21 protein-coding genes and 2 pseudogenes are annotated in these 23,767 nt (G+C 72.3%); 11 read left to right on the forward strand and 12 right to left on the reverse strand.

The window, feature by feature from the left end; all coding sequences use genetic code 11:
* The first annotated feature begins 102 nt into the window (after positions 1 to 102).
* The 7 genes and pseudogenes from ABEB13_RS35190 to ABEB13_RS35220 all read left to right on the forward strand — a co-directional run bounded on the left by ABEB13_RS35190 (position 103) and on the right by ABEB13_RS35220 (position 7,853).
* Positions 103 to 1,878 (forward strand): ABC transporter substrate-binding protein, encoded by a 1,776-nt coding sequence (locus ABEB13_RS35190; protein WP_345708728.1) that lies wholly within the window; start codon positions 103 to 105, stop codon positions 1,876 to 1,878.
* Between the two features lie 95 nt (positions 1,879 to 1,973).
* Entirely contained in the window at positions 1,974 to 2,966 is a 993-nt protein-coding gene (locus ABEB13_RS35195; protein ID WP_345708729.1) for an ABC transporter permease, read from the forward strand.
* A gap of 3 nt (positions 2,967 to 2,969) precedes the next feature.
* Positions 2,970 to 3,871, forward strand: a pseudogene (locus ABEB13_RS35200) (ABC transporter permease).
* A complete protein-coding gene (locus tag ABEB13_RS35205) occupies positions 3,868 to 4,890 on the forward strand; it encodes an ABC transporter ATP-binding protein (RefSeq protein WP_345708730.1) in 1,023 nt (340 codons plus the stop codon). Before ABEB13_RS35200 ends, ABEB13_RS35205 begins: the two are co-directional and overlap by 4 nt.
* A complete protein-coding gene (locus ABEB13_RS35210; protein ID WP_345708731.1) occupies positions 4,887 to 5,942 on the forward strand; it encodes an ABC transporter ATP-binding protein in 1,056 nt (351 codons plus the stop codon). The genes ABEB13_RS35205 and ABEB13_RS35210 overlap by 4 nt, the downstream gene beginning before the upstream one ends.
* A gap of 34 nt (positions 5,943 to 5,976) precedes the next feature.
* Positions 5,977 to 6,864, forward strand: coding sequence for an N-acetylglucosamine kinase (locus tag ABEB13_RS35215; RefSeq protein WP_345708732.1), 888 nt, complete (start codon positions 5,977 to 5,979; stop codon positions 6,862 to 6,864).
* 398 nt (positions 6,865 to 7,262) lie between these two features.
* Positions 7,263 to 7,853: a helix-turn-helix domain-containing protein gene (locus ABEB13_RS35220; RefSeq protein ID WP_345708733.1), complete on the forward strand. Its 591-nt coding sequence runs from the start codon at positions 7,263 to 7,265 to the stop codon at positions 7,851 to 7,853.
* Between the two features lie 69 nt (positions 7,854 to 7,922).
* On the opposite strand, the gene ABEB13_RS35225 is transcribed toward ABEB13_RS35220, so the two are convergent.
* From ABEB13_RS35225 to ABEB13_RS35235, 4 genes and pseudogenes are all read right to left on the reverse strand, one after another.
* On the reverse strand, positions 7,923 to 9,008 hold the full coding sequence (locus ABEB13_RS35225; RefSeq protein ID WP_345708734.1) for a C40 family peptidase: 1,086 nt from the start codon (positions 9,006 to 9,008) through the stop codon (positions 7,923 to 7,925).
* A 56-nt stretch (positions 9,009 to 9,064) separates the two neighbouring features.
* Complete coding sequence (locus ABEB13_RS35230; protein WP_345709935.1) at positions 9,065 to 10,006, reverse strand: glycoside hydrolase domain-containing protein; 942 nt, start codon at positions 10,004 to 10,006, stop codon at positions 9,065 to 9,067.
* Between the two features lie 52 nt (positions 10,007 to 10,058).
* Positions 10,059 to 10,163 (reverse strand): annotated as a pseudogene (locus ABEB13_RS40900) (glycoside hydrolase domain-containing protein); the annotation flags it as partial.
* Positions 10,160 to 10,819 (reverse strand): hypothetical protein, encoded by a 660-nt coding sequence (locus ABEB13_RS35235; RefSeq protein WP_345708735.1) that lies wholly within the window; start codon positions 10,817 to 10,819, stop codon positions 10,160 to 10,162. The gene ABEB13_RS35235 and the pseudogene ABEB13_RS40900, both read right to left, overlap by 4 nt.
* A gap of 300 nt (positions 10,820 to 11,119) precedes the next feature.
* On the opposite strand from ABEB13_RS35235, the gene ABEB13_RS35240 reads away from it, so the two are divergent.
* From ABEB13_RS35240 to ABEB13_RS35255, 4 genes are all read left to right on the forward strand, one after another.
* On the forward strand, positions 11,120 to 12,310 hold the full coding sequence (locus ABEB13_RS35240) for an anhydro-N-acetylmuramic acid kinase (protein ID WP_345708736.1): 1,191 nt from the start codon (positions 11,120 to 11,122) through the stop codon (positions 12,308 to 12,310).
* Positions 12,307 to 15,093: an FAD-binding and (Fe-S)-binding domain-containing protein gene (locus ABEB13_RS35245; RefSeq protein ID WP_345708737.1), complete on the forward strand. Its 2,787-nt coding sequence runs from the start codon at positions 12,307 to 12,309 to the stop codon at positions 15,091 to 15,093. The genes ABEB13_RS35240 and ABEB13_RS35245 overlap by 4 nt, the downstream gene beginning before the upstream one ends.
* Before the next feature lie 229 nt (positions 15,094 to 15,322).
* Positions 15,323 to 15,970: a DUF6461 domain-containing protein gene (locus tag ABEB13_RS35250; protein WP_345708738.1), complete on the forward strand. Its 648-nt coding sequence runs from the start codon at positions 15,323 to 15,325 to the stop codon at positions 15,968 to 15,970.
* Positions 15,971 to 16,320: 350 nt separating this feature from the next.
* Positions 16,321 to 17,193, forward strand: coding sequence for a cysteine/serine endopeptidase inhibitor (locus ABEB13_RS35255; protein ID WP_345708739.1), 873 nt, complete (start codon positions 16,321 to 16,323; stop codon positions 17,191 to 17,193).
* 78 nt (positions 17,194 to 17,271) lie between these two features.
* Here the strand turns inward: ABEB13_RS35255 and ABEB13_RS35260 are convergent, their stop codons facing one another.
* From ABEB13_RS35260 to ABEB13_RS35295, 8 genes are all read right to left on the reverse strand, one after another.
* Complete coding sequence (locus ABEB13_RS35260) at positions 17,272 to 17,577, reverse strand: cupin domain-containing protein (protein ID WP_345708740.1); 306 nt, start codon at positions 17,575 to 17,577, stop codon at positions 17,272 to 17,274.
* A 195-nt stretch (positions 17,578 to 17,772) separates the two neighbouring features.
* A complete protein-coding gene (locus ABEB13_RS35265) occupies positions 17,773 to 18,960 on the reverse strand; it encodes a M23 family metallopeptidase (protein WP_345708741.1) in 1,188 nt (395 codons plus the stop codon).
* A 419-nt stretch (positions 18,961 to 19,379) separates the two neighbouring features.
* Complete coding sequence (locus ABEB13_RS35270; RefSeq protein ID WP_345708742.1) at positions 19,380 to 19,847, reverse strand: VOC family protein; 468 nt, start codon at positions 19,845 to 19,847, stop codon at positions 19,380 to 19,382.
* Between the two features lie 448 nt (positions 19,848 to 20,295).
* On the reverse strand, positions 20,296 to 20,889 hold the full coding sequence (locus ABEB13_RS35275; RefSeq protein WP_345708743.1) for an esterase/lipase family protein: 594 nt from the start codon (positions 20,887 to 20,889) through the stop codon (positions 20,296 to 20,298).
* Between the two features lie 742 nt (positions 20,890 to 21,631).
* Positions 21,632 to 22,573 (reverse strand): TIGR03617 family F420-dependent LLM class oxidoreductase, encoded by a 942-nt coding sequence (locus ABEB13_RS35280; RefSeq protein WP_345709936.1) that lies wholly within the window; start codon positions 22,571 to 22,573, stop codon positions 21,632 to 21,634.
* A complete protein-coding gene (locus ABEB13_RS35285; RefSeq protein WP_345708744.1) occupies positions 22,489 to 22,764 on the reverse strand; it encodes a hypothetical protein in 276 nt (91 codons plus the stop codon). Before ABEB13_RS35285 ends, ABEB13_RS35280 begins: the two co-directional genes overlap by 85 nt.
* A gap of 16 nt (positions 22,765 to 22,780) precedes the next feature.
* The gene (locus ABEB13_RS35290; RefSeq protein ID WP_345708745.1) at positions 22,781 to 23,125 is read right to left on the reverse strand and encodes a LysR family transcriptional regulator substrate-binding protein; all 345 of its coding nucleotides are present in this window, start codon (positions 23,123 to 23,125) and stop codon (positions 22,781 to 22,783) included.
* A 5-nt stretch (positions 23,126 to 23,130) separates the two neighbouring features.
* Positions 23,131 to 23,706, reverse strand: coding sequence for a LysR family transcriptional regulator (locus ABEB13_RS35295; protein ID WP_345708746.1), 576 nt, complete (start codon positions 23,704 to 23,706; stop codon positions 23,131 to 23,133).
* Positions 23,707 to 23,767: the final 61 nt, after the last annotated feature.

A 23,767-nucleotide genomic window follows, 5' to 3' on the forward strand; every position in this document is an offset into this window, starting at 1 on the left:
CGTGCCCGCCTTCTACCGTCTGGTCACCGCGGTCCCCCAACAACCCTCGTTCCTGCGATCGGAGACCCCAGGACCATGTCCAGGTTCAAGCCCCTCACAGCGGTGATCGCCTCTCTGGCGACGCTGGGTGCACTCTCCGCCTGTTCGTCCGCCACCGGTTCCGGCGCGGGCGGCGCTGTCTACACGACGATCGACGGGAACAACCCGATCACCGTCGGCGCGCCGATGAACCCGTTCAACGCCTCCACGAACACGTTCCTCGGCTACGACACGATGCAGCTGGCGTTCAGCAAGAAGAACCCGTCGGACCCCAACGACGCCTTCCCCGGCCTGGCGAAGAGCTGGACCATCACCCCCACGGGGATCACCGTCGAACTCCAGCCGGACGCCAAGTGGTCCGACGGCACCCCGGTCACCGTGGCCGACGTCAAGACCTCGCTGGCGATCGCTCTGACCCAGGGCAACGCCACGGTCGGCGCCGGCTTCCTCAGCCAGGGCCTGGCCGTCGCGAAGGTCACGCCGGTGGGCGAGCACGGCGTCCGGATCGACCAGGTGGCCGGCGCCGACAACCTGAACTTCGGGCGCCTGGTGCTGGGTCAGAACATCGTCTCCGACAAGGTCTACGGTGGCCTGCTGCCCACCGACATCTGGGAGACCATCGCCGCCAGCGAGAGCGCCGACACCGCGGTCGCCCAGGCCGCCGTCACCAAGCTGACCACCACGGGCAAGGCCGTCTCCGCCTTCGCGCCGAAGGCCGATGTCTCGGCCGGCCCCTTCGTGATCACCCGGATCAACCCGGGCTCGGTGGTGCTCGACCGCAACCCGCACTTCTACGACGCCGCCAAGATCGCCCCCAAGCAGGTGGTGATCCGCCACTACACCGGGAACGAGCAGATCTGGTCCTACATGACCAACGGCGAGCTCGACTCGGCGCCCTACACCGCCATCCCCAACAACGTGCTCACCCAGATCCTCGGCGCAGGCTACACCCGCAAGGACTCGGTCAACTCCGTGGACGCGGCCATCGCGTTCAACCAGAGCGTCGCGCCGTACAACCTCACCGCGGTGCGCCAGGCCCTCGCGTACGTGATCGACCGCCAGGCGGTCACCAAGGTCGGCGAGCCCGTCGGCGGTGTGGCCAACAAGTACAACACCGGCCTGATCGACACCGCCGCCAAGACCTGGCTGTCCCCGGACCAGCTGAGCGCGCTCAACCCGTACGCGCCCGACGCTGCCAAGGCCGCCTCCCTGCTGGAGGGCGCCGGGTTCAAGAAGGCCGACGGCAAGTGGCTGATGCCCGACGGCAAGCCGTGGACCATCACCCTGCAGACCGTCAACGGCTTCAGCGACTGGATCGCCGCCTCCACCATCGTCGCGAACGAGCTGAGCGACTTCGGCATCCCGACCAAGCCGGCCATCACCGCCGACTTCGCCACCTACAAGAAGGAGATGGCGGCCGGCAAGTACGCCGTCGGCTGGTGGCTGACCGCACTCGGGCCGCAGACCTCGAAGGGCTACCAGCGCTACTACGGCGCGGACGACGGCTACACCGCGACCGGCGCCACCGCGACCCACAGCGACGGCGGCGGCAACTGGCAGCACGGGCCGACCCAGTACACCCTGAGCGGCGCCACCCTCGACCCGGGTCAGCTGACCGCCCGGCTCGCCACCCTGGACCTCGTCGCGCAGAAGCCGATCGTTCAGCAGCTCGCCCAGGTCAGCAACCAGGAAGTGCCGCTGATCCAGATCTGGGACTACACCAACGTGCAGTTCACCAGCGACAAGCGGTTCACGAACTTCCCGAAGCAGGGCGAGGACGCGATCCTGAACAACCCGCCCGGCGTCTGGATGATGCAGGGCTTCGTCAAGAAGAAGTAGGCACGGCCGGCGCGCCCCGCCCCGCGGGGCGCGCCCCACCCCGAAACCCCCACCGAAGTCTCTCGACGAGGCTTCCCGACGCGAAGTGAGACGTCGTGAAGGCATTCACCCGCGGACTGCTGGTGAGGCTCGCCGGCGGGCTGGTCATGGTCTGGATCGTGGCCACGTTCACGTTCTTCCTCGTGCACGTGCTGCCGGGGAAGCCCGGCGACGCCCAGTACGAGCAGTTCGTCATGGAGGGCCTGGAACCGGAGGTCGCCCGGGCCAAGGTGGCCGCGATCTACGGCTTCACCTCCCACGAACCCCTGCTCGACCAGTACGGCGGCTACCTGTGGCAGCTGCTCCACGGCAACCTGGGCATCTCCATCTCCTACAGTGGCGTGCCGGTGAGCCACGTCATCGGCGCCGCCCTGCCCTGGACCGTGCTCCCCGTCCTGAGCGGACTGCTCGTCAGCTTCCTGGTCGGCGTGGCGGCCGGCATCGTCGCCGCGGTGCGCAGATCCAGCCGCTGGGGCGGACTGCTCAGCCTCTCCGGCTCGATCGTCGCGGGTGTGCCCTCCTTCGTCCTCGCCCTGCTGCTCGCCCTGGTCTTCCACACCGAGCTGAACCTGCTCCCGTTCGGCGACACCAGCGACGTCTCCCTGGAACCCGGCTTCAACCTGCCCTACCTGGGTTCGCTGGTGGAGCACGCGGTGCTGCCGGTGGCCACCTACGCCCTGCTCAGTTACGGCGGTTGGCTGCTGGCCATGAAGTCCAGCGTGGTCTCGGTACTCGGCGACGACTTCATCCTCGCCTCCGAACTGCGCGGCATCACCCCGCGCACCAGGATGCGGTACATCGGCCGCAACGCGATCCTGCCGCTGTTCACCGTGCTGGCGCTGTCGCTGGGCTTCATGTTCGGTGGAGCCATCCTGATCGAGGACATCTTCGACTACCCCGGCCTGGGCAACCTGCTGCTGCAGAGCATCGGCCAACGCGACTACCCGCTGATGAGCGGAGCCTTCCTGCTGATCACCGTCGCCATCGTGCTGGCCAACATCCTCGCCGAGCTGTGCTACTCGGTGATCGACCCCCGTGTGAGGCGCTGAGCGATGACCACCGCGACCCTTCGTGCGCCCCGGCTGTCCGCCGCCCGGCGCGCCCGGTGGACCGGCGTCCGGCAGGTGCTGCTGCGCCGCCCCGGCCGGATCATCGGCCTCGCCATCCTGGTCTTCTTCACCGCGATGGCCGTCCTCGGCCCCGTCATCTACCCCGGCCGACTGGCCGTCGACCCCGACGCCGTCTACGCCCCGCCCAGCGCGGACCACTGGCTCGGCACCGACTTCGCCGGCTCCGACGTCTTCCAGGAAGTCGTCATCGGGGCCCGGTACGTGCTGCACACCGCGGCCTTCGCGGCGCTGATCACCGCCGTCCTCGGCACCGGCGTCGGCCTGGTCGCCGGCTACCACCGCGGCCTCACCGACTCGGCCCTGATGCGGCTCACCGACTTCGTGCTCACCATCCCCGGCTTCCCGCTGCTGATCGTGCTCTCCACGATCTGGAGCTACAGCAGTCCGACGGAGATGGGCCTGGTCCTCGGCCTCACGGGCTGGGGAGGCGTCGCCCGCGCCGTCCGCTCCCAGACCCTCTCCCTGCGCGAGCGCGGATTCCTCGAAGCCGCAAGGGGTTGGGGCTGCCCAGCCGGCACATCATCGTCAAGGAACTGCTCCCGAACATCGCGCCCTACGTCGCCATGCACCTGCTGCTGTCGGTCATCGGCTTCATCGGGGCGGAGGTCGGCCTGTTCTTCCTCGGCATCGTCCCGTTCTCCAGCAGCAACTGGGGCGTCATGCTCAACCAGGCCGTCTTCGCCGGCGGCGCCATGAACAGCCCGGACGCGCTGGCCTACCTGCTGGCCCCGCTGGCCTGCATCCTGCTGCTCACCCTGGGCGTCGTGCTCTTCCTCGACGCGATCGACGAACTCTTCAACCCCCGCCTGAGGGAGCGCTCATGACGGACACCATCGAACGCGCCACCGAGGACGCTGTCGCAGAGGTCCGCGTGCGCGACCTGACCGTCCTCTACCGCACGGCGCAGGGCGAGCGGCCGGCCGTATCGAATGCCTCCATCGACCTGAGGCGAGGTCAGATCACGGGCCTGGTGGGCGAGTCCGGTTCCGGCAAGTCCACCCTGGCGCTGTCGTTGATGAACGCCATCCCCGAACCGGGGCGGATCAGCGCCGGCTCCGTCCGGGTCGAGGGCGTCGGCGACGTCACCGCCCTGCGCGGCGAGCACCTGCGCAAGGTCCGCGGCGCCGCGCTCGGCTACGTCTTCCAGGCCTCGCAGAACTCCCTGAACCCGCTCAAGGCCATCGGCCGGCAACTTCTCGACCTCGGCCGCTCCCACAAGGTGCAGGATCCGCGCACGCTGGTCGCCAAGGCCAGGGAACTCGCCGACCGGATGGGCCTGGACGGGCAGCGGGTGCTCGACTCCTACCAGCACGAGCTGTCCGGCGGCATGCGGCAGCGGATCGGCATCGTCTTCGCCCTGGTGCTCAACGCCAAGGTCCTGATCCTCGACGAGCCCACCACCGCCCTCGACATGATCTCGCAGGCCGCCGTCCTCGACATCGTCCGCCAGGTGCACGAGGAGAACGACCTCGCCACCCTGATCGTCACCCATGACATGGGTGTGGTCTCCGAGGTCGCCGACCGCCTCGCCGTGATGTACGGCGGCCGGATCGTCGAGGACGGACCCGTCCTCGACCTGCTCCGGCGCCCCGCCCACCCCTACACCCGCGCCCTGATCCGGGCCACCGCCCGGATCACCGGCGACACCGCGGAAGCCAAGGCGCTCCCCGGCCGCCCGCCGGACCTCACCACCGTCCCGACCACCGGCTGCGTCTTCCGCGAGCGCTGCGCCCTCGCCATGGACATCTGCGCGGAGACCGAACCGCGACTCACCGCGTGGGCCGAGGACCGGCGCCGCGCCTGCCATGCTGAACCCGCCGCCGTCACCGGGGAGTCGTCGTGATCGAGGCCCGAGGCATCACCCGCACCTACCGCACCCGCGGCGCGTTCACCGGCGACCGCACGGTGCAGGCCCTGCGGGGCATCGACTTCACTCTTCCGGAGGGCGGCGCGGTCTCCTTCATCGGCGAGTCCGGCTGCGGCAAGACCACGCTCGGCAAGATCCTGACCGGCCTCGAGCCCTTCGACGGCGGCGAACTCGTCATCGACGGGGTCGAACTGTCCAAGGTCCCGGTCCGGCGGCGGGCCGCACACTTCCGGCGGATCCAGATGATCCACCAGGACCCCTACTCGGCGCTCAACCCGACCCGGACCGTGGAGCAGATCCTCGGCGACCCGCTGCGGATGCGCGCCAAGGAGACCGGGGCAGACCCGGGTGCCGCGCGGGAACGGGCCGCGGAGCTGTTGGAGCTGGTGGGCCTGGAACCCGAAGGGGCGCTCCCCAAGTACCCGCACCAGCTCTCCGGCGGGCAGCGTCAGCGCGTCGTCATCGCCCGCGCGCTGACGGTGGACCCCGAGGTGCTGATCGCGGACGAGGCCGTTTCGATGATCGACGTCTCCATGCGGCTGGGCATCCTCGGACTCCTCAACGACCTGCGGGCCCGGCTCGGGATCTCGCTGCTGTTCATCACCCACGACGTCGCCACCGCGCGCTACCTCGGCGACGGCGGCGAACTCCACGTCATCTACCGCGGCCAGGTCGTCGAGCGCGGCCCGGTCGACGAGGTCATCCAGGCCCCCGTCCACCCCTACACCCAGTGCCTGCTCTCCGCGGTGCCGGTGATGCGCGGACTGGAGGAGCCCGGGCCGGACCGGCTCGTGCCGCTCGCCGCCCTGGACGAGAAGGTCCGGACCGACGGCTGCCTGTTCGCCCCGCGCTGCCCGTTCGCGACCGACGGCTGCCACACCGAACGGCCCGTCCTCGAAGCGCTCGCGGACCAGGACCAGCACCACGCCTGCCACCACCCGAAGGCCCGGCGCGTGGTCGGCGTCGAGATCACGGCGGCCCCGCAGTCCGCACGCGGCTCCGAGGACCAGGTGCCGTGCGCGTCCTGACCCGCCCCGGGGCCGCGCACCCGGGAGGCGGCCGATGACCGACCTGGTCCTCGGCGTCGACGCCGGCGGCACCGGCACCCGCTGCGTCCTGGCCACGGCCGACGGCCGAATCGTCGGCCGGGGCAGTGCCGGCGGCGCCAACTTCCGCTCCAGCGGCGGCCGGGAGGCCGCCCGTGGGCAGCTCGCGGCGGCGCTCCGCGCGGCCTTGGGCGACACGGACCGCGGCCTGGTCCGCGCCGGCGTCCTCGGCCTCGCGGGCGCCGGCGCGGCGGGCCACCGGACCGCCGGGGAACTGGCCGCCGACGCCTGGAGCGACGCAGGGCTCCCGGGGCTCCCGACCGTGGTCCCCGACCTCACCGTCGCCTTCGCGGCTGCGACCGACGAACCGTCGGGAACTCTGCTGCTGGCGGGAACAGGTGCGATCGCTGCCCGCTTCGAGCAACGCGAGCTGGTCCGGCGCAGCGACGGCCACGGCTGGCTGCTGGGCGACGAGGGCTCCGGCGTCTGGCTCGGCCTGAACGCGCTGCGCGCCGTCCTGGCCGCCCTCGACGGCCGTACCGGCCCCACCGCGCTCACCGTGCCCGTCGCCGCCGACCTGCTGGGCGGACCCGGCGCCGCGGACCTGCTGTGTGCGCCTGGCGATGCGGATCGACCGGGTGAGCCCGGGGGCGCGGCTCGGCCGGGTGGAACCGCCGAGGCGGAGCCGGCCGGACTCTGCCAGCGCCTGGTGGCGGTCGCCTACCCGCCGCAGCCCGCTCGGCTCGCGGCCCTCGCCCCGTTGGTGGAGGCGGCGGCCCGTGCGGGGACGCCACCGCCGCGGCCCTGGTCGACGAGGCCGCCCGGCTGCTCCTGTGCAGCCTGCAGGCCGTCGAACCCGACGGGCCGTCCGGACCGCTGGCCCTGGCGGGCTCCCTGCTGCTGAACGACACGCTCACCGCCGCCCGCGTCGCCGGTGCCCTGCCGGGGCGCGCGCTGCTCCCCGCCCGTGACCCGGCCGCCGGCGCGGCAGCACTCGCCCTCCGGGCCGTGCTGCCGCCCGGGGCCGCCGCACCCGCCCACCGGCGACTGCTCACGGCATGAGCCGCCCGGTGTCCCGTCACGATCGGCCACGGCCGTCGGCGCTCTTCGCGTCGGCGGCCGTCGGCGTGCCCGGGGCCCCGGTCCCGGTGGTGAGGGGGCCGCCGCACCGGTGAACGGCAGCGGCCCGAGCGGGCGGTCGGCCCCTGCGGGCACATCAGAACGCCGAACACGCACAGGTACGACAGCCGGCGACCGGACACGGGTCGGCGGCTCTGCACCACCAACCCCAGCAACGACGTGTTGCTGGAGATCATCCTCTCCGGGGAGCAGCGGGTGGGCACGGAAGCCGAGGAGTTGGGACGGGCGATTCGGGACCGCCGGCGCGGGCTCGGGCTGACCCTTGAGTCGATCGGCCGCAGGACCGGGCTCTCCAAGAGCTTCCTGAGCCAGTTGGAGCGCGGTCTGGCCAATCCGACCCTGCTGACGCTGATCCGGGTCGCCTCGGCACTGGGTTCCACGCCGACGGCGATGCTCGGCTTCGCCCGGGCCGGTCGGGCCGGTCGGGAGGAGCCGCCGCCCGGGTTGCCGGTCCGCCGGCCCGCGCTGCCACCGCAGCGGCCGGCCCCCGGCGAGGGGTGCAGCCACCCGCTCACGGGCGACGGCCCGGGCCGGTACCAGGTCCTTCTGTGCGACGGCACGCCCGCCCACCACCGGCGGGCCGTGGCGCATCCCGGCGAGGAGTTCTGCTTCGTCCTCAGCGGGGCGCTCCGGGTCGAGCTCGGCCACCGGTCCCTCCTGTTGCGGTCGGGCGAGTCCTTGCACTTCGACGCGGCCACCCCGCACCGGCTGGTCGCCGAGGCCGCCGCCACCCGGTTCCTGCTCACCCGCTGACGGCCGGGGAACGCAGCAGGCCGGGCGGCCCCTTCGTGGAGATCGGAGGGGCCGCCCGGCGGGAGTCGCTCAACCGACGTGGTAGTACCCCATCAGGCCCGACGCACTGCTGACCGGCTCGTAACGGACGTAGGTGCCGGTGTAGGGCTCGTCGATCATCATCGGCACGCCGTTGACCGTCCCGGTGTAGACGCCGACGTGGTGGGGCGTGATCGGGAGGGTCCCGAAGAAGACCAGGTCGCCCGGGACGGCGTTGGCCAGGGAGACGGTCTGGAGCCGCGGGTTGACGATCTGGTCCTTGGTCGTCGACCCGATGTCGCCGGCGCCGGCCCGCCAGTACAGCCAGCGGGTGAAGCCGGAGCAGTCCAGGCCCACCGTGTGGTCGGCCGGGCAGGGCTGGATGTCGCCCCCGTAGTTCTCGCAGGAGCCGATCGACGGGCCGAAGTCCTGGTCCTCGTGGCCGCCGGCCCAGACGTACGGGATGTTGCTGTCGAGGCTGGCCTGGGCCATGGTGACCACCGCGCTGTAGCGGCCGGTGCCCAGGTCGGGCGGGGTCTGCGGGGCCGGCCGGCCGTAGAGCTTCGCCTTGGTCGCCGGGTCGACCACGCCTGTGGCGGGCAGCGAGGCCGAGGTCTGGTAGGCGGTGACGGCCGTCGTGGTGGCGGTGTCGAAGGTGTGGTTGACGGTGAGTGCGGCGCCGTGCTGGTTCAGGAGGTTCTGCAGTTCGGTGACGCAGCCGTCGTTCTCCCCGGCGTGGAGGTCGACGGGGCAGGTCAGTGCGCCGAGGTCGATGGGCACGGCCGGGTCGACGTAGTAGAGGGCGGCCCGGGTCAGCGAGCCCACCTGGCCGTCGGCGCCCAGGCCCTTGGCGGTCTGGAAGGCCTTGACGGCGGCGAGCGTGGCGGCGCCGAAGTCGCCGTCGACGGTGAGTGCGGCGCCGCGCTGGTTGAGCAGCGTCTGCAGCTCGGTGACGCAGCCGTCGTTCTCGCCCTGCTTGACGACGCTGGGGCAGGAGGGGAGATTGAGGTTGAGGCGCTGCGGCACGGTGCCGGCCGCGTAGGCGCTGTTGGTGGTGGCGACGGCGAGCAGACCGGTGCCGAGGGCCACGGCGAGCGCGCGGACGGCGGTACGGAGGCGAGGTCCCTTGAGGCGCATGGAAGTCCTTTCCTGGGGAGCGGGAGGGGAGGGCCGAGCGGGGGCCGGGGCGGTCGTCACTTGCCGGACTGGAGCGCACCCCAGGTGAGCGGGCCGACGGCGCCGTCCGCGGTGAGACCGCGCGAGGACTGGTAGCTCTTGACCGCGGTGGTGGTCTGCGAGCCGAAGTCACCGTCGATTCCCACGGTCTGGCCCAGGGCCGCCGTCAGGGCGCGCTGGAGGCGCTGCACGTCCGCGCCGGTGGAGCCGCTCTGCAGTGACGGCTTGGTGCCGGCCGAGAGCAGTGCCGTCCAGGTGTGGGAGTCGACCGCGCCGGACGCGGTCAGCGCCTTCGCGGTCTGGAAGGCGGAGGCGGCCGAGGCCGTGTCGGCGCCGAACGTGCCGTTCACCGCGCCGGCGAAGTAGCCCTGTCGCAGCAGCAGGCACTGGGCCGCGCTCACCGGATCGCCGGTCGCACCGGAGGAGAGGGCGGTGTAGGCGGTGAAGTCCAGGCTCGCGGTGCAGGTCGCGACCGAGCCGCTGTCGAGGTCGAGGTAGTCGTCGTCGACGTTCATGGTGACGCCGCCCCAGGTCTCGTCGGTGTCACCGGTGTACTGGTGCACGCGCTGGTGGTTCGCCCAGTACGAGGCCGGCACGTAGCTGCCGGTGTTGGTGTCGGCGGCGCCGTTCCACCAGGCGAACCAGATGCTGTCGGGAAGGTTGTAGGTCCCGGTGCCGTACTGCGACCCGAGGTCCGAGATGCCGGAGCCGAGGCTGGAGTAGACGCCCGACAGGTAGCCGTGGGCGTGCAGTTCGGCCGTCCACGCGGACAGGAAGGTCAGCACGGCCTGGCTGCAGGAGGAGTTGGTCTGGTCGTAGCCCTCCATGTCCTCGTAGATGGTGCTGCCGGGGGAAGCCCCAGCGCGGACGCCTTCGCGACAGCGTCCGCCGCGGTCGCGGTGCCCTGCGAGGCCGCGGTGGAGAGGGTGGAGGACAGCCGGTGGCCGAACGTGGTGCAGGGGCTTGGAGGTCGACGGTGATCGGGATGATGTGCCATCCGTCGGCGACCCGGTCGCCGACCCAGGAGGCGGTCAGGTTCGGCTGGGCGCAGGCCGCGCTGACGCCGCTGATGTAGACGCCGATCGCCCGGTAGGGCGAGGCGCTCCAGGCGCTCATCTGGGCGGCGGAGGGGGCGGAGCAGGGGTCGAAGCCCTTGCCGGTGAACACGCCGGGCTGCGCCGGGACTGCCGCGGTGGTCTGGGCGGTCGCCGCGAGCGACTCGGCGGCCGGGGCGGCGACGGCCTGGGCGGAGCCGTCGAGGTCGGCGTGCGCGAGGACGCCCTCGACTGCCCCGGAGTCGGTGCCGTAGGAAGCGGTGGCCATGATCCCGGCAGCGGGCACGGCCTCCCGGACCTGGCCGGGGGTGCGCCCGCACCGCGCAGGACCGGCGCTGCGGCCTTCCCGGCCGGGGCGACCGCAGTGTGACGGTCCACCAGCTTCCGGGCTGTGGCGTCGAGCGGTTCCAGCAGCAGGGTGTTGCCGCGGCCGATCAGGTGCGCGGGGCAGGTCGCCTGGCCCGCGTCGGTCGGGTGGCCGAGGTAGACCGCGTCGTGGTCCAGGCGGACGCAGGTGGCGGGGTGGGTGGCCAGGTCGATCACCGGCCAGGCGGTGGGGACCTTGACGTGGTAGCCGCGGTAGGAGACGTCCTTGGCGGCGGGAGCGGCCGAGGCCGGAACGGCACTGCCCGCTGTCGTCAGGAACGTGGTGGCGGCGGTCAGCACCGCGAGTCCGGCGAGGGCGGACCGGCGGCGGAGGGGTTTGGACAGGCGCATGACACTCCTGGCGTCACGTGGGGGAGGAGGGGAGTTGTGCGCCTCCGCTGTGGCGGGGGATGGAGCCGGATGCGCACAGCCCCGAAAGCTAGTAGGTGGAAAGTTTCCGAAGAAGTGCCTCGCTGAGAAAGTTTTCCACCAACGAACATTTGCATGAACACGGCTCAAACGTGTTCGGCGCACCTTCCCGGGGTCGTGAGGTCAAAAACATTCATATCGCGAGCAACTGAGGTAAATCGTTGACATGCGCCGCCTGCTCTTCGATACTCGCCGGGTGACCACCACCCCGAGGGAGTCGTCGTGCGCGTCATCGGTCTGATGTCCGGCACCTCCCACGACGGGATCGAGGCCGCGGCAGCGGACCTGGCGCTAGATCAGGAGACGCTGGTGCTGCGGCCGCTGGGCCTGCTCAGCCGGCCCTACGACCCCGAGCTGCGCGAGCGGATCGCCGCCGCGCTGCCGCCCGCGCCCGTCGGCGCCGAGGACTTCTGCCGACTGGACACCGGCATCGGCCAGGCCTTCGCAGCCGCGGCCGAGGCCGCGCTGCACGAGCTGTGCGGGCACACCGCCGACCTGGTCGTCTCTCACGGCCAGACCATGCACCACTGGGTGGAGAGCGGCGCCGTCCGCGGCACCTGGCAGCTCGGGCAGCCCGCCTGGATCGCCGAGGCCACCGGACTGCCGGTGGTGTCCGACCTGCGCAGCCGCGACGTCGCGGCGGGCGGCCAGGGCGCGCCACTGGTCAGCCTCCTCGACGCGCTGCTGCTCGGCGCCCGGGACGGCGTCGCCGCCGCCCTCAACCTGGGCGGCATCGCCAACATCACCGTGACCGCCCCCGGCCGGGACCCGATCGCCTTCGACACCGGACCTGCCAACGCCCTGCTCGACGCCGCGGTCCGGCACTTCAGCGGTGGGAGCAGCTCCTACGACGCCGACGGCCGCGGCGCCGCCGCGGGCCGGGTGCACCCCGGCCTGCTCGCCCGGCTGCTCGCCGACCCCTACTACCGCCGCCCCGCGCCCAAGAGCACCGGCAAGGAGCTGTTCCACCTGCCGTACCTGCTGGACGCGCTGGCCGCGGTGCCCGTCCCGGACCAGTACGACGTGCTGGCCACGCTCACCCGGCTCACCGCCCGCACCGTCGCCGACGCCTGCCGCGCCCACGGCGTCACTGAACTGGTCGTCTCCGGCGGCGGCACCCGCAATCCCACCCTGGTCGCGGCGATCACCCGGGAACTGCCCGGCGTCCGGCTCCTGACCAGCGACGAGCTCGGCCTGCCCGCCATGGCCAAGGAAGCCCTCGCCTTCGCCGTCCTCGGCTTCCTGACCGTGCACGGGCTGCCCGCCGCGCTGCCGTCCTGCACCGGTGCCCGGCACCGAGTACTGCTCGGCAGCATCACCCCCGGTCGCGGGCCGCTGCACCTGCCCGCCCCCGCGGCCACGCCACCCCTGACCCTGCGGATCGAGCCCGCACCGACACGGGAAGAACGATGAACAGCCACCCCGAGCCCCACGCCGATCCCGCCGACCTGGCGGCGCTGCTGCGCTCCGCCGTCGGCGACCCCGCGCGCGTGCGCACCCGAGCCTCCCAGCGCGCCGCGGCGGCCCACGACGCCTCCCACTACCTGCTCGCCCCGCAAGCCGTGGTGCGCGCCGCGTCCGCGGACGAAGTGGCGGCCCTCATGCGGGCCACCCGTCGCGCGGGCATCCCGCTGACCCTGCGCTCGGGCGGCACCAGCCTGTCAGGTCAGGCCGGCGGTGACGGCGTCCTGGTCGACGTCCGAACCCACTGGCGCGACCTCCGGATCCTCGACGACGGACGAAGGGTCAGCGTCCAGCCCGGTCTGACGGTGCGCCAGGTCAACGCCCGACTGGCCCGCCACAACCGCCGGCTCGGCCCCGACCCGGCCAGCGAATCCGCCTGCACGGTGGGCGGTGTGGTCGCCAACAACTCCAGCGGGATGAACTGCGGCACCCGCGACAACGCCTACCGCACCATGGAATCGCTCCGGTTCGTGCTGCCCTCCGGAACACTGATCGACTCCGGCCGCCACGACGCCGACCGCGAACTGCTCGCCAGGGAACCGGAACTGCACGCCGGACTGCTCCGCCTGCACGCCCGCATCCACGCCGACCGCGCCTCCCGTGCGACCGTCGAGCGCCTCTTCTCCCTCAAGAACACCATGGGGTACGGGCTCAACGCTTTCCTCGACCACAGCCGGCCGGTCGACATCCTGTCCCACCTCCTGATCGGCAGCGAGGGCACCCTCGGCTTCGTAGCCGAGGCCACCTTCCGCACCGTCCCGCTGCTGCCGCACACCGCCACCGGCCTGCTCGTCCTGCGCGGCCTCGCCGAGGCCACCGACGCGCTGCCCGCACTTCTCGCCGCCGGCGCCCGCACCGCCGAACTCCTCGACGCCGCCGCCCTGCGGGTCGCACAGCTCGGCGAGGACGCCCCTGCCGGACTGCGTAAGCTGCCGATCCGTCAGCACGCGGCATTGCTGGTCGAGTTCGCCGAGGAGGACGCCGAGGAACTGGAGACGGTGCTGCGGGCCGCCCGGCCGGTGCTGGAGCGCACGGCCGCGGCCCTCCCGGTGACGCTCACCCGCGACGCCCGGCTCCGAGCCCGGCTGTGGCACCTGCGCAAGGGCCTGTACACCGCCGTGGCTGCCGCCCGAAGGCCCGGTACCACCGCCCTGCTGGAGGACATCGCCGTCCCGCTGCCCAGGCTCACCGACACCTGCGAGGGCCTCATCGGCCTGTTCGAGCGGCACGGTTACCAGGACGCGGTGATCTTCGGCCACGCCCGGGACGGGAACGTCCACTTCATGCTCAGCCAGGACTTCGACCGGCCCGACGAGATCGACCGCTACGCCCGGTTCACCGACGACATGGTCGACCTGGTCCTCGACGCCGGCGGCACCCTCAAGGCCGAGCACGGCACCGGCCGGGTCATGGCGCCGTACGTCCGCCGCCAGTACGGCGACGAGCTCTACCAGGTCATGCGCGAGATCAAGCAACTCTGCGACCCGGCCGCCACGCTCAACCCCGGGGTCGTCCTCGACGACGACCCCGCCGCCCACCTGCGCCACCTCAAGCGGGTTCCGCAGGTCGACCCCGCGGTCGACCGCTGCGTCGAATGCGGCTACTGCGAGCCCGTCTGCCCCAGCGCCGACGCCACCACCACCCCGCGCCAGCGCATCGCCCTGCTCCGCGAGATCGCCGACGCCGACGCCGCGGGCGACCGGGCCCGAGCCCGCGAACTGCAGGCCGACTACGCCTTCGACGCCGTCGACAGCTGCGCCGCCGACAGCCTGTGCGTCACCGCCTGCCCCGTCGCCATCGACACCGGCGCGGTCATGAAACGGCTGCGCGCCGACCGGCACGGCCCGCTGGCACAGACCGCCGGGCGGGTGGTCGCCGACCACTGGGGCACCGCCCTGCACGGGGTCCGCACCGCGCTCACCGTCGCCCACCGGCTCCCCGCCCCCGTTGTCCGGGCCGCGACCGGCGCGGCGCGCGGGCTCGGCGCGGGCGAAGTCGTCCCGCCGTGGCGCGACTCGATCCCCCGCGCGGGACGGCGCCGGCCGACCGGTCGGGCCCCCGAAGGCGCCACGGCGGTGCTCTTCGCCACCTGCGTCGGCGCCGTGTTCGAGCCCGCCGGACCGGACCACGCGGCCGGCGCCACCCGGGCCCTCCTCGCACTGTGCGAGCGGGCCGACGTCCAGGTGGCCGTCCCAGCGGGCCTGGACCGGCTGTGCTGCGGAACTCCCTGGCAGTCGAAGGGCTTCACGGACGGACACCGGGCGATGGCCGCCCGCACCCTGGCCGCCCTGTGGCAGACCACCGACGCCGGCCGGCTGCCCGTGGTCAGCGACGCCACCTCCTGCACCCACGGCCTCCACCAGCTGACCGAAGTCCTGCCGGAGGCCGAACGCGCCCGCTACCAGGACCTGCGCTTCGTCGACGCCGTGACCTTCGCCGTCCAGCACCTGCTGCCCGCGCTGCCCCCGCCCCGCCGCCTCGCCTCGCTGGCCCTGCACCCGACCTGCTCCGCCGTCCACCTCGGCCTCGACACCGACCTGCGCACCCTCGCCGGGGCGCTCGCCGCCGAGGTCACCGTCCCCGACAGCTGGGGCTGCTGCGCGTACGCGGGGACCGCGGCCTGCTCCACCCCGAGCTCACCGCTGCCGCGACCGTCGCCCAGGCCGCCGAGCTCGCCGCGCGCGACTTCGACGGCTACGTCTCGTCCAACCACACCTGCGAGCTGGGCATGACCCGCGCCACCGGCCGCCCCTACCGGCACATCCTTGAGCTCCTGGACGAGGCAACCGCACCCCGCCCGTCGGAAGCCCGCGAGGAGGGACCCGGCGCCACGGCAGGCTGAGCGCGAACCCGCCCGAGGCGCCTGATGCGTCGACTCGGCTCCGCCCCTCAGATCCCCGGGCGGCCTGCACCGGCGGCCCGCGGCGGAGTGTGTCGGTGCGGTGCGGCAGGATCACCTGCATGACGGACGGAATCGCGTGGCTCGCGGAGCCACAGAGCATTGCCTTCGGCGGCTACCGCGTGACCCTGGCCCGAGGGCTCGGGATCGAGGCGCTGGCGACGCGGATCGCGTCCTCGGCCCAGTGGTCGAAGCGGACCGTGGAGCCGGTCGGGGAGCTCACCGGGGACGGCCTGGTCGAGAGGCTGGACGCGGAGTTCGGGGACGCCTGGGACGGGATCGGGCTGCGCCTGGGGGTGAGCGACGGGTGGACCTTCGCGGTGGCGTACGGGGGCTGGTTCGGGGAATTCCGGACCGATCCGGCGATCTCCTCGGACGGTGCCGAGGTCTTTGTGCTCGAGTACGAGGAGGAGAACGGCAAGCCGGTGCCGCCGACCTTCCACGCTCACCGGGACGGCCGGACAGTGTGCTCGTTCAATCTGCACCTGGACGACTCCTGGGGCAACGGCCAGGTCGTCGGGGACCCCGAAATCGCGGATAGGGTCAAGGAGTTGCTGAGCACCGCAGGTCTGCCGGACGAGGAACGACCGGACGACGAGGTGCACCGGGCAGCTCTGGAGGTGCTGGAGCGGCACTTCGGTCTGACACTTCCCTCGGCCCTGGTGCTGGAGGCCCCGCTGCCGGCCTTCCTGCTCGCCGACGGGGAGTGACTCGCGATGGGTGCTGATCGGATGTGCCCGTCCGATTGATGATCAGTGATGCCACGGCTGCCGCCGTTCGGGGGCGCGCGGCCGGCCGGCGGCACCACCTTGTGGCGAACTTAACGGCCGCATAAGCGTGTTCCATCCGTCGGGGCGTGCCGTCACGGTCGGGTGCGTGCGATGGCCGTGGTGACCTGCAGGAAGGAGGACGGGATGGTGCGCTGTGCACAAGCCGGGTGCCTCGCTGGGGCGTTGACCGGGCGGGGTGGGGATGGCTATTGATGGTGGCCGGTCAGTCGGAGCTGTGCGCGGTCCTGCCGGCACGACGTGACACCACCCCCATCCCTTCAGGAGGACGCGTGCATTCCGCTCCCAAACGGATACGCCGGCGGTGGATCGCCGGCCTGGTCGGTGCGCTGATGGTCACCGTGTTCGGCATCGGGTCGGCGCTGGCCTCGATACCGGTCGGCGACTCCAGGGTCGGGAAGATGACCTGGTACGACAACGCGGGCTACGGTGCCTGCGGGACGGCGATCAACGCGGCCGCCGAGGACCTGGTCGCCGTCTCCAGCTCGTGGTGGACCTCGGCCAACCCGAACAACGACGACCTCTGCAAGGGCGTCTCCGTCGAGGTCGGCTACAACGGCCGGACGATCACCGTCCCGGTCAAGGACAAGTGCCCGTCCTGCAGTGCCGAGCACATCGATCTCAGCCGGACCGCCTTCCAGAAGCTCGCCGACCTGAACATCGGCGTGGTCTCGGGGATCACCTGGAAGTTCGTCGGCACCGGCGGCGGTACGACCGCCCTGCCGGCCCCCACCGGGCTCCGCGTCACCGCCACCACCGCCAGTAGCGCTTCGCTCTCCTGGGCGGCAGTCCCCGGCGCGTCCTCGTACGCCGTCTACCGCGCCGGCACGAAGGTCGGTACGACCCCTGCTGCCTCGTACACCGACACCGGCGTCTCGGCCGGCACGGGGTACCGCTACACGGTCGCCGCCATCGACTCCGCGGGGAATGCGGGGACCCGGTCCGCAGCGGTCACCGTGACCACGGTCGGCGGAGGCGGAGGCGGCACGGCCTGCCCGACCGCCTGGAGCTCCGGCAGGTCCTACGTGCCCGGCGACACGGTCGCCCACGCGGGGCACAGGTACACCGCCACCTACTACTCCACCGACGCAGTGCCGAACGACCCGGGCTCCTGGGCGGTCTGGCGCGACGACGGCACCTGCTGACGGGGGCGCCGCCCGCGAGGACCCACCCCGGAGTCGATGTCCGAGACCGCGCCGAGTGGGTGGGATCAGTGGGGGCCGTCAGTCGTGGGCCAGTTCCACGATCACCAGCGTGCCGTGGCTTCCGGGGCGGACCGCGTGCACGGTCCCCGCGGCCACGGTGTACATTTCGCCGGCTCGCACCGGCACGTGCTTGCCGGCCACCTCCAGCTCCAGCCGGCCGTCGATCACGATCAGTGCCTCATCGGCGCCGTGGCTCTCCTCCTCCACCGTCAGCCCGTCCATGCGCAGCACCTTCACGCAGGCCGGCCCCACCCGGCCCAGCAGGCGAGAGCTCCACGCCTGCGGCAGACCGGCCGCGGTCGTCGTCAGGTTGATCCCGCTCATGGCGTACCCCTCCCAACGGGCCCGTCGGTCATGCCGACGGGCCCGTGCACGCAGCTCAATGGATGCCTTGGAAACTACCCGACCAGGAACATGACGTGGTCGACCGTTTGGCAAAGACTGGCGTCGGCCGTGTTCGGTAGCGTTCGGCCGATTCGGTCGGAGGGCTCAGACAGTGGTGGGCGGGCCGGAGTCCGGTCAGAACTTCAGCACCTCGCGGTCGAGCGGATACTGCTTGCGGTGACGGCCGTCGTACGGCGAGGGCGTGATCGGCAGGACGCCGGTCGGCTGCAGGCCGAGGTTGTCGTCCCAGATCCGGGGCTCGACGTGGCCGAGGACGCGGAAGGCGTGGAAGGTGAACGGCGGGCTGTCGGTCGGGAAGAACTCGGCGGTGGTCATCACCTGGAAGTGCAGGTGCGGCGTGGTGGAGTTGCCGCTGTTGCCGATCAGCGCGAGGAGCTGGCCGGTCTCGACCCGGTCGCCCTCACGGACGTTGAGCGAGCCCGCGTGCAGGTGGCCGTAGAGCAGGTAGCGGCCCGGCGCGACCTCCAGGGTGATGTGGTTGCCGACGGTGTCCTGGATCGGCGGGACGGTCGGGCTGACGGGGGGCGGGTTGTCCGGGAGCCCGTCCTGGACCTCCACGACCCTGCCGCCGGCCGCGGCCACGACGGGCTGACGGTAGCTCAGGTAGCTGGTGAGCTGCGTGGGGTCGCCCTCCCAGGCCTGCCCCTGCTCGCCGACCCGGTACCAGTCGATGGCGAAGCGCTGCGGGACGTCGAGACGGCCGTTGATCGGGGCGAGGCCGCGCCGGTGGTGGGTGTTGCCGCAGCACGACTCGCTGGCGTACCAGGTGCCGGGCCGGACCGGCGGGGCCAGGTCCAGGGGCGCGGTGCGGGCGGTCGGGGTGGTCTGCACCGTCTCCTCGAACGCGGAGGGGCCGGAGGGTGTCAGGACGGCGCCCGAGAGGTGGTGTTCGAGCGCCTTGGGGACCGGCCGGTCGCCGTCGAGGGCCAGGTCGATCCAGATGATCCACTGCTGGGAGCCCTGGATGACGGTCGGCGTCGGCCCCGGGGGAGCCGGGGTGTACCCGTTCGCACCGGGCAGGGGGTCGCCGACGGGATTGGCGGCATCGGCCAGCTCCTGCCCGCTCATCGAGCCGATGACACGGTGGGTACGGGCGTCCTGGACGTCGACCCGGTCGAGCCGCAGCTGCGTGGCGCTGGACAGCGCGCTCGTCGTGATCAGCTCGTACGAGAGGTGGGTCCTGCCGTCCGTGGCCTCGACGGGCGACGGCTCGGTCAGCACCGCCGCCGTCAACGGCGTGAACTGCGTACCGGGCGCCAGGCGGGTCGTGCCGACGCCGTGTCCCGGTCCCGCTGAGGCCACCAGCACGCCTGCCGCGAGCACGGCGGCGGCGAGACCGCGGAGCAGGGGGTGCGGTGGCGGAGTTCGCGCACTGCCATGGTGCTCTTTCCTTCGTCGGGCCCGGGGCCGTGGAGATCCCCGGCGCGCCCCGCCCCGAGGCGCAGGCCCATGTAACCCAGTGGTGCGCCGCCGCGGGCGGAGGCCACTGCGGTCAGGAGCGGAACTACACCCGTCCAGCCGCATTGGCGACTCCGGACCCTGCGCCGAGGACGGAATCGTTCGCCACTGGGGCGGACTGGGGGAGTGGCGTCCGAGGACCGCTGCAACGAGGTGAGCCGCCTGCGCCGGAGATCGACCGTCCCCGGACGGGCCGAGCCGCGGTCCATCGTCGACCGCCTCGCCTCCACGCTCGTGTGCCGGGAGCAGCGGGTGGGGCAGTGTCAGGATCCGGCTCCGGGGAGCTTCTGGGACAGTTCGATCATGTTGTCCCACGGGTCGCGGAAGAAGGCCAGGCGGCGGCTGATGTCCTCGATGTCGAAGGGCTGACCGATGAGGTCAACGCCACGCGCGGTGAGTTCGGCGTGGGCCGCCTCGACGTCGTCGACACGGAAGCACACGTGTTGGTAGCCGCCGTGCTGGAGGCTGACGCCCAGGTCGTCGACGATGTCGTTCGGGAAAGGCACAGGTCCGGCGAGCAGCTCCAGGTGGAAATCGTCGTCATCGGGCGGGCAGAGGTAGGCGAGTTTCATGTCCCCGTACGGCCACTCGTGCAGGATCCGGAAGTCGAGCTTCTGCGTGTACCACGTCTTGGCGGCCTCGTAGTCGGGGACACGAATGCCGACGTGGTGCCCGCTGAACGAAGCGAACGGACTCGTCGGATTCTTCGGCGGATGTGCGGGCATGGGCATCGCAGCCGCCCCTCTCCTGTGGGATGACGGCATTCATTTAAGCGCGGGTGCCGGCCTTTCCTGCCCAGGCACGCGGCCGGCCTGGCCGGTCTGCCGGCCGGTGGGCACCGCCGGAAGCCAGGGGCCAGGGGAGGCACCTCGTGCACGCGGATCGTTCGTACACCCAGCGCCATTGCTGTGACTGGCCGGGCCGCCGGGACGATGCGACGCGCAGGACGGCGGGTGCGGGGCCTGCGGTCGGGTGTCAGTGGAAGACGATGGCGTGGCCGCCGGCCACGCTCGCCCGGCAGGCGCGGTAGAGCTGGTGCCAGATGAGTTTCTCCGCCGCGAAGGGATTGCCGGATCGCAGCCGGGCCAGGGCCGACTCCTCGGCGGCCGGGAGCGTGCCGGCGGCTGCGTGATGCGTGTCGCGGGAGACCTCCGGTGCCCGGCCGCCTTGCCGACGCGATCACCGTGTAGTGCACGCCGGGGATGGTGTCGCCCCCGTCGTCGAGGTCCGCCAGGAGTCCGAGCCGGTGAACTGATGCGTGCGCGCCGGGCAGGTGATGTTGCCGAATGCGACGACCGCGCCGAGGGTGCCCAGGTAGCTGTTGAGGGTGACGAATCCGCTCACGGTCCCGCCGTGGTTGGTGGGGCCCAGGCCGACCAGGGTGTGCACCTTCGGTGCGCCGCCGAGGTACTTCAGGTAGGCACGGGGCAGCATGCCGCCCTGGGAGTGGCCCACGATGTCGACCTGCCCGGCGCCGGTGGCGGCCAGAACCTGATCGATGTGGTCGCTCAGAATGTAGACGCCGTCTTCGATCGGCCCCAGACCCTTGGTGATCACCCCGCCGGGCGCACCGTAGTCGAGGGCGAAGACGCAGTAGCCGTTGTTGTGGAGGAGGGGGAAGAGGGAGCCCCAGTTCTGCCGGGCGTTCTCGGCGGTGCCGTGGATCAGCACCACCAGCCGGGGGTGTTCGGCGCTCGGCCTGCACGACGAGTCGTTGGCGCCGGGCGGGTCGGAGTCGGGGGCCAGGTAGCCTGCGGCGAACCCGGTCGCCACCGTGTACGGGACGGGCAGGAGGCTGGCCGCGGCCGAGTCCAGGCACCGGGCGTGCCCGAGTGCAATTGTCTGCAGCTAAACAACCCGGTCACACCCTGCCTGGACGAGCGCCCACAGGCCGCGCAACGGCATCGCCGAGCCGTCTCGAAAGCGGAGACTTGTCAGCGAGACAGGCCGGTGCCATCGACGGCCGGGAGAACGACGGAGAGCTGTGGCACGCCGTGGTGGCCGCCGGGAGGCCTGGCACGCGGGCGGCCCGTCCGAGACGACCGCATGTGGCGGATCGGCGGCCGCGACACCGCTGTTGTCTCCACGTCATACGCCGGTCCGGGCAACGAGGACGGGGAGCTGACCTGCCGCCTCGCCCGGCGCTCTGACACTGCCAGGGGACCTCGTCGGGACGGTCACGGCGCGGACGGGCCGGTCCCCGCGCTTGCGCCGGTACAGCGCAAGCGCCGCCGCGGTCCCTCCACGCCCCGACCGGCCGGCGGCAGGTCAGGACACCGGGTGCGGTTCCGTGTTCCCGTTGGAGACCATGGCGAGCCGGGCCGAGGTGACGTCATCGGTGAGCAAGCGTCCGTTCGGGTACCGCACGGGCCGGGCCGCTCCATCCCCCTTCACCGGGCACCACGCGTGGTGACATGTCGTCATGCGCCCGGCGGTCAAGAACGATCACTGCCAGGGATGCGCCCGATTCGGCGTCGAACACGGGTGGTTCGAGGCATTGGACGCCGCGGAGCCGTCACCGGTGGTCCAGTCGGGCGTCGTCCACGGAGTCCAGCCCGCGGACGGCGGCGAGGACGGCCAGGGTGAGTGCCGGGTCGGCGTTCGGGGCGGGGCTCACCGCGATGCGGGTGACCAGGCCCGAGTAGCGGCGGTGGATCTCCCGGGCGACCTCCTCGGGGCTGCCGGTGACGGCGAAGGCGTCGAGGACGTCGTCGTCGACGGCCTCGCCCATCTCCTGCCAGCGGCCCTGCCGGGACAGCCGGTGCAGCTCCTCGTGGAGGGCGCCCCAGCCGTGGGTCTCCAGCACGGCGCGGTAGGCGGGGGTGGAGCCGTAGAACGCGATCCGTTCGCGGACGGCTGCCAGGTTCGTGCGGAACTCCTCCTCGGTGCGGCCGGTCGCGGTCAGGACGTTGCCGACGATCTCGAAGGGCCGGCCGGTCCAGGCGCCGCCGCCGGCCTCGGCCCCGGCCCGGGCCGCGTGGAGACGCGGCAGCACCGTGCGGGTGAGGTACTCGACGGTGGTGAAGGCGTGGCTGATGAAGCCGTCCGCCACGGCGCCGGCGGTGGAGGTCATCAACGGGCCGACCCCGGCCAGCAGGATCCGGGGGACGCCGCTCCCGACGCGGCCGGGGGCGAAGACGGGTGTCATCAGGGTGTGCGAGTAGAAATCGCCGCGGAAGTCGAGCCTCTCGCCGGTCTGCCAGCTGTGCCAGATCGCCCGGACGGCGTGGATGTACTCGTGCATCCGGGCCGCCGGCCGGGTCCACGGCATCCCGTAGCGGCGCACGACGTGCGGCTCGACCTGGGAGCCCAGGCCGATGACGGCGCGTCCGCCGGAGGTGTCGTGGAGGCCCCAGGCCTCGTAGGCGAGCGTCATCGGGGTGCGGGCGAAGGCGATCGCCACTCCGGTGGCGAGCTCGATCGATCGGGTCGCGTCGGCGGCCCGGGCGAGCTGGATGAGGGGTTGTACGCGGTCTCGGCGACGACCAGTCGGTCCATGCCGCGGCGCTCCGCCTCGCGCGCGACGTCCAGGATCGCATCGGGGCGGCCCGGGGCGGAGACGTTGAGCGCGAGTCGCGGCCGGGCGGTGTCGGTCGCTGCGGTGCTCCCGAGCCGGGGGCGTGGGGCCTCGGGGGTGCGGTTGGCCATGTCGTGCTTGCGCTCCTCACGGGTGGCCCGTCTCAGGGGGCTCTGGTGATGCCGCCGGCCGGCCCGTCACCTCCTCCAGGGCGATGTCGACGAAGGCCTGCGCGGCGGGCGACAGGGGTTCGCGGCGGTGGAGGAGGTAGCAGGTGTGGGGGACGGCGAAGTCCATCGTCCGGACGACAGCGCCCAGCCGTTCGGCGGCCCGGGCCTCGGGCCGGGGGAGTACGGCCAGGCCGACCCCGGACAGGACGAGGGGGATGATGGCGTCGCGGTGCGCGGTCTCCACGACGGTGTTGAGCGGCGGCAGTTCGCGGGACGCCAGCTCGGCGGCAAACCATACGCGCAGTTCCGACTGGCGCGCCATCCCCATCACCACGTCGCGGCCGACCAGGTCCGCCGGGCTGACCGGTCCGTCCGGGAGGTCGTCGGTGCCCGGGGGAAGACCGCGAACTGTTCGGCGGTGGGCAGGCGCACCGTCCGGTACTTGGTCACGGCTGCGGCCTGGCCGTGGAGCAGCAGTTCGGCCTCGCCCCGGCGCAGGCTGTCCAGGCCCTCCGAGTCGGGGGCGGCCTCGTGGATCCGGATCCGTACGCCGGGGTGCCGCTCGCGGAACTCGGTGACCAGTGGCACCAGGGGGTCGATGCCGAGCAGCGGTGCCACCGCGAGGTCCAGGACCCCGGTGGCGAGGTGGCCCACCTGTTCGACTGCGGTACGGACGCCCTCGAACGCGCGCAGGGCCCGGCGGGCGGGGCCGACCAGGGCGCGGCCGGCGGGGGTGAGGGTCGGGGTCCGTCCGCGTTCGAGGAGCGGGGTGCGCAGTTCCCGTTCGAGTTCCTTGAGTGCCTGGGAGACCGAGGGCTGGCTGAGGTGCATGCGTCGGGCTGCCTCGGAGATGCTCCCGGCCTCGACGATGGCGATGAAGTAGGCGAGATGGCGACGTTCCACAGCCCAAGCCTATCGCAGCCAAAGGGATCTCAAGGATTTACTGATGCCGCCGTGCGGCATA

The sequence above is a fragment of the Kitasatospora paranensis genome, assembly GCF_039544005.1.
Taxonomy (GTDB): Bacteria; Actinomycetota; Actinomycetes; order Streptomycetales; family Streptomycetaceae; genus Kitasatospora; species Kitasatospora paranensis.